Below are 4,662 nucleotides of genomic sequence, written 5' to 3'. Positions count from 1 at the left end.
CAGACCTCTCGACCCGAACTGAAGGAGCGCCGATGGCGACAACGGAACAGCCACCATCCGACACCCCAGAGGCTGAGTGGAGTAAGGCTGATCGGCTGGCCAACGTGCTCTCCTATCAGACCGGCCTGGCGGTGTTGCAAGTCGGCGTGTCCGAGGAGCAGGGGGAGCAGCTCGCGCGCGCTGTGGTCCGGACGGTCTATGAGGTGGCGGCGGGTTGGGAGCCGTCGGATGGATGATCTGGTCCGGTGGTACGGCGAGCAGCTCGACGCCGACGCGGCGCGCGCCACCACGGCAGCCGAGGAACTCGGGGCTGACTGGGACTACGACGACGGGTACGTCGTAACCCGCCGCGAGGGCGACATGGTGGCCACGGGGTCGCAGGACTTCCTGGAGGCGGAGCGCGGCAGGTTCATCGCGGAGCATGATCCGGCGCGGGTGCTGCGGGACATCGAAGCCAAGCGAGCACTGCTGCACGAGCACAGGATCGACGGCTGGAGATGCTCCACCTGCGCGAACGAGGAGACCTTCGACGACGATGCGGACGGCAACCGGGAGTGGAGCCGCGGCGGCAAGGACTTTCCGTGTCCGACGCTGCGTCTGATCGCCGCGCCTTACGCGGACCGGCCTGGGTATCGCGAGGAGTGGCGGCCGTAGCGGCGTGTAGCAGGCGAGGCCCTACCCGAGCGTGACGGGTAGGGCCTCGTTGCATGCGACTGCCCCGCCAGCCTGCCGAAGAATGGTCAGGGGCGAGGCAGTCGAAGGGGCACTCACGCCAATGAGTTGATGCCCGGGGCGGTTGGAGCCGCAAGGGTCAGGATGCCACAGCGGTCAGCCTTCGGGCGTGGGAACGTATCCGGCGATCTTCTTCAACTCCGGCCCGAGAATCTCCAGCGCCTTCACCTCCGGGCGCGGCTCGACCGGACGGGTGCCGAGCCAGAACGAGGCGAACGATTCGGCGATGGCGTCCGACATCAGGAACCCGCCCATGCGGCGCTGCCGGGGTTCGGGCTCGGGCCGGTCCAGAGTGGCCCGCTGCTCCTCCGTCAACCCGTAGCCCTCGGCGAGCGCTTGGAGGGTTTCGCAGTCGTTGGTGTGGTCGACGAGGACGCCGTACTCACTATCCGTGCCGCAGCCCTGGCAGGCGTGCGGTTCCCAGTCCCCGTCTTGTGGGGCGTGGATGGCGAGGATCTTCCGGTCGGCTTCGCAGCGGCGCAGCACCGAGGCCGGGCCGCAGCAGTCGCACAGGGTTGCGGACTGGAGGACAGTCACGTCGATCAGGGTGGTGGCGTGGACGTCGCACTCGGTGTCGTGCCAGCGGTCGGCGCGCTGATGCGCCTCGTCGATCTGCTGGGTGATCCAGCCGTGCAGGTCAGGCATGCCGCTGCTCCTCGGCTTTGACTTCGGTGACGACGTGCGCAGCTTGGCTGTTGCCGTACGTCTCCTTCCACCGTGTTTTGAACGCCTCTACCTCAGCGTCGGTCATGCACTGGTCGAAGGTGATCACCCCGGCCTGCCGCCAGTCCTCCACCAGCTCCAGCACGAGCGCCGCGTGTTCGGGGTCGTAGCCGACGACCTGGTACAGCACCTGGTCGGCCAGGTTGATGAGGTCGTTGCTCTGCATCGTCAGGCCGTAGCCGTGATTGGCGAGGAGTGAGAGGTTCATGCGGGCACGTCGCGGCGCCTTGTCGACGATGAGTCCGCGTCCGAGTTGGCGGCTGACTTGGATTTCGCCGAGGCCGGGGCAGTTGTGCTTGTTGTGGTCGCGGATGTTGGGCTGGTAGCAGGTGGCGCAGACGCTCACGGGGTGGGCTCCGTTCCGTCGAGTGCGTTGATCGTTGGGCAGGGCCACGACACGCTCCACTCGTGGTTGCACTCCCAGCACATCCCGTTTGTCTGCTGGTGCAGTGCCCGCACCCGGGCGATGGCCTGCGCGTCTTCGTCGCCGAGGAGTTGGCCGAGCATTCGGTGGAGTGTGGTGGCCATGTCGTGGGGCAGCACCAGGGGCGGTTCGGTCGCTTCGGTCGCTGCCACCGGGGCGCGCTGGACTCCGTCGACTGCCTTGCGGAGGATGCGCGCCCAGTGCCGCGCCCCGGTGATCTGCTCCATGTCGGCGAGGACATCGCGCACGCGGGCGACCGCGACCCACGCGTGCCGGTCCTCATCGAGGCGCTCCTCGTGGGCCATCAACCGGCACCGGCTCGCACGCTCCGTGTCCCGCATGACTCGCTCTGCGGCTTGAAGCCTCGCCTCAGGGGCGGCCCGGTTCCACTCCCAGATCCACTGGCCGGCCGTGAGGTGGACCGCCGGATCGGTCACGGGTTCCTCACCTGCGGTGAGCCTGGCTACCTCGGCCTGCGCCTGGCCGAGGGCGGCCTCGTGTGCGCATTCGATCGGGTCTGTGTGGTGCAGGAGCTGGTCGGCGGCGCACGGGTTGGGGCAGTCGAGGCGGGAGCAGGTGACGTATCCGCCGGAGCCGAGGAACAGGGAGGCGCCCCGGCAGGCTGGGCAGCGGCCTTGGATGTTGGGGTGGGCGGCGGCTGCTGGTGCGGTGGAGGCGGGCAGGTTGGTCACGGTGTCTCCGTCTGGTTGAGGATCTCGGTGATTCCGTCGAGGAGGCGGCGGACTTGGCCGGGTTCCAGGGTTGTCAGTAGCCAGCGGTCGCGGAGTGCGCGCACGCGTTCGACGGTGGCCTCGGCGTGTTCGAGCCGGTCGTACAGGGCGTCGAGTCCGTCGCTGTTGATCGAGTTGACGGTGAGGCGTTCGGTCATGTGGCGCTCCGGGTGCAGTCGGCTGTGTGGGCGGCGCCGCCGGAGTGGCGTCCGTACTGGCAGCAGACGGCGGCGGGTTGGCGTTTGGTGGTGTGCCAGGTGAGGCCGGCGGCGATGAGCAGGGCGATGAATGCGAGGTAGGCGCACACTCCGGCGTAGGCCCACTGCTGGTGGGCGGCGAGGGCGCAGGCGAGGGCGGCGAGTGCGAGGGCGGTGGCGCGGCAGGTGAGGGCGGCACGCCGGTCGGGGGTCACGGGGTCACCTCGGGGTCGATGAGGTCGGCGGCGTAGTCGGCCCCGTCTGTGGCGTGGGCGGGATAGTCCGCGCTCCGGATCTCTTCGGCCAGCTCGTGTGCGTGCTGGTCGAGGACGAGGTCAGCGAAGGCGGCGGAGAGTCCGGCGCGGGTGAGGCGCTGGTGGGCTGTGGGCGCGGTCATGCGGCTTCCTTGTCGGTGTGGGCCCACGGCGGTGCGGGCCGTGAAGGGGCCTGAGACGGCCCGGGAGGGTCTCCGGCGTCGCGAGAGTCGCCGGCACCCCTGCGCGCCCGCCTGAGCCACCGCCAGACGCCGCGTGCGACCCGCCAGACGGTGACGCACACGCAGCCGACGACGACCGCGACCGCGTACAGGGCGAGGACGGCGACGGCTGAGGTGAGGACGATCCAGGCGAGGAGCGCCCAGCCGAGGGTGATGGCCGTGTCGATGGCGTCTGAGATCACGGCCGCCTCCCCTGGCTGGGTGGGAGTGGCCGGCCTTCACGACGCGCTTTCTCCTCCAGCGCCTCGGCGATCACCAGGGCGGGGATCTTGCCGGGGAAGGCGTAGTGCAGCAGGGCTTGGGTGCGCTGGTTGATGTAGCGGGGCTGCGGGCGACGCGGGGCGGGGGCGGTCACGATGCGGCCCCGTCCTGCTGCGCCTCGGTAGTGCACTCGGGTTCGCAGAAGGCGTGTTCGCCCTCGGCGTGGTAGTGGATCCGGGCGTGGTTGTCGCAGAGTTCGTCGGCGGCCGGGTTGCAGGGGCGGGCGCTACACGGTGTCTCGCCGCTGGCCGGTTCGGCGGGCTGCACGACGGCGTAGCTCGTCGTCTCCCGCACCAGCCGCCACTCGCGGTCCGGCGTCTCCCGGCGTCCGCGCTTCAGGCGATCCAGGGCCTTGGGCTTGTCCGTGGTGGGGTACGCGACGTGCCAACCATCGACGTCGGGCAAGTGGACCTGGACGAGCCAGCTGTCGTGCGGCGGGTGCGCCTCGGCGTCCTGCTTCTCGCTTGCGGGCGTCTCGTCGGCCAGACGGCGGACCTTCTCCAGCACGGTGGTCACCCCGTTGCAGAAGTCGCAGCCAGCGTCGAGCGGGTAGCCGCAGTCGTGGATCTCCTTGCGGATCATCGCCATGACGTCGGCGAGCACGGCGGCCCGGTCGGTGGGCGCGGGGAGGGCGGCCAGCACCGCGCCGGCCATGCGCGCCACCGCGCCGGCCTCGGTCATGCCGCCAAGCCCGGGGCGCCGCACGTCGTACAAGGCGTTGACGATGCGCTCGCGCCACGCGGCCCGGTCGGTGGCAGGCGGGGACACGGCGGCCGGGACGGCGGCAGGGTCGTCGCGCGGCATGTCGTAGGCGCTGAGGCGATCACGCGGCGGCTTCCCGGCGAGGCCTTCCCCGCGTCCCCAGTGGAACAGGACGTCGGCCTGCTCGTACAGGTCCGACCAGTCGGGTGTCCGGCACAGCGCGCAGAGGCGGACGCTGATGGGGTGGCCGCCGAGGATGCGGGTCTCGTAGTGGTGATCGCACGAGGTGGCGACGGGCTGCTGCATATGTGGCTCCTGGTGGGTGTGGGCTGCGGTGGGGTGAGGCCCCGACGGACGGACGGTCAGGCGGACGGGCGGCTGTCGAGGTCCGCGATC

At 70.3% G+C, this 4,662-nt stretch carries 11 protein-coding genes; 2 read left to right on the top strand and 9 right to left on the bottom strand.

Going from position 1 to position 4,662, the window contains the following annotated elements; all coding sequences use genetic code 11:
* A partial coding sequence (locus tag ABZT03_RS43185; RefSeq protein WP_356049664.1) for a hypothetical protein occupies nucleotides 1–236 on the top strand: 236 nt, incomplete at its 5' end.
* Nucleotides 229–654, top strand: coding sequence for a DUF6221 family protein (locus ABZT03_RS43180; RefSeq protein ID WP_356049662.1), 426 nt, complete (start codon nucleotides 229–231; stop codon nucleotides 652–654). The genes ABZT03_RS43185 and ABZT03_RS43180, both read left to right, overlap by 8 nt.
* 174 nt (nucleotides 655–828) lie before the next feature.
* Here the strand turns inward: ABZT03_RS43180 and ABZT03_RS43175 are convergent, their stop codons facing one another.
* The 9 genes from ABZT03_RS43175 to ABZT03_RS43135 are packed head-to-tail and all read right to left on the bottom strand — an operon-like array spanning nucleotide 829 to nucleotide 4,572.
* A complete protein-coding gene (locus ABZT03_RS43175; RefSeq protein ID WP_356049660.1) occupies nucleotides 829–1,377 on the bottom strand; it encodes a DUF6221 family protein in 549 nt (182 codons plus the stop codon).
* Nucleotides 1,370–1,801: a hypothetical protein gene (locus ABZT03_RS43170; RefSeq protein ID WP_356049658.1), complete on the bottom strand. Its 432-nt coding sequence runs from the start codon at nucleotides 1,799–1,801 to the stop codon at nucleotides 1,370–1,372. The genes ABZT03_RS43175 and ABZT03_RS43170 overlap by 8 nt, the downstream gene beginning before the upstream one ends.
* Nucleotides 1,798–2,571 carry a hypothetical protein gene (locus ABZT03_RS43165; RefSeq protein ID WP_356049657.1) on the bottom strand — a complete coding sequence of 258 codons (774 nt, stop codon included), beginning with the start codon at nucleotides 2,569–2,571 and terminating at the stop codon, nucleotides 1,798–1,800. The genes ABZT03_RS43170 and ABZT03_RS43165 overlap by 4 nt, the downstream gene beginning before the upstream one ends.
* On the bottom strand, nucleotides 2,568–2,768 hold the full coding sequence (locus ABZT03_RS43160; RefSeq protein WP_356049655.1) for a hypothetical protein: 201 nt from the start codon (nucleotides 2,766–2,768) through the stop codon (nucleotides 2,568–2,570). Before ABZT03_RS43160 ends, ABZT03_RS43165 begins: the two co-directional genes overlap by 4 nt.
* Complete coding sequence (locus tag ABZT03_RS43155) at nucleotides 2,765–3,022, bottom strand: hypothetical protein (protein ID WP_356049653.1); 258 nt, start codon at nucleotides 3,020–3,022, stop codon at nucleotides 2,765–2,767. Before ABZT03_RS43155 ends, ABZT03_RS43160 begins: the two co-directional genes overlap by 4 nt.
* A complete protein-coding gene (locus ABZT03_RS43150) occupies nucleotides 3,019–3,204 on the bottom strand; it encodes a hypothetical protein (RefSeq protein ID WP_356049652.1) in 186 nt (61 codons plus the stop codon). The genes ABZT03_RS43155 and ABZT03_RS43150 overlap by 4 nt, the downstream gene beginning before the upstream one ends.
* A complete protein-coding gene (locus tag ABZT03_RS43145) occupies nucleotides 3,201–3,485 on the bottom strand; it encodes a hypothetical protein (protein ID WP_356049650.1) in 285 nt (94 codons plus the stop codon). The genes ABZT03_RS43150 and ABZT03_RS43145 overlap by 4 nt, the downstream gene beginning before the upstream one ends.
* Nucleotides 3,482–3,658, bottom strand: coding sequence for a hypothetical protein (locus tag ABZT03_RS43140; RefSeq protein WP_356049649.1), 177 nt, complete (start codon nucleotides 3,656–3,658; stop codon nucleotides 3,482–3,484). Before ABZT03_RS43140 ends, ABZT03_RS43145 begins: the two co-directional genes overlap by 4 nt.
* Nucleotides 3,655–4,572 carry a hypothetical protein gene (locus tag ABZT03_RS43135; protein WP_356049647.1) on the bottom strand — a complete coding sequence of 306 codons (918 nt, stop codon included), beginning with the start codon at nucleotides 4,570–4,572 and terminating at the stop codon, nucleotides 3,655–3,657. The genes ABZT03_RS43140 and ABZT03_RS43135 overlap by 4 nt, the downstream gene beginning before the upstream one ends.
* Nucleotides 4,573–4,662: the final 90 nt, after the last annotated feature.

The organism is Streptomyces sp. NPDC005574, from assembly GCF_040605435.1.
In the GTDB taxonomy this organism is placed as follows: Bacteria; Actinomycetota; Actinomycetes; order Streptomycetales; family Streptomycetaceae; genus Streptomyces.
The sequence above is the reverse complement of the archived record's forward strand: the minus strand, read 5'-3'. Positions and strand labels throughout refer to the sequence as shown.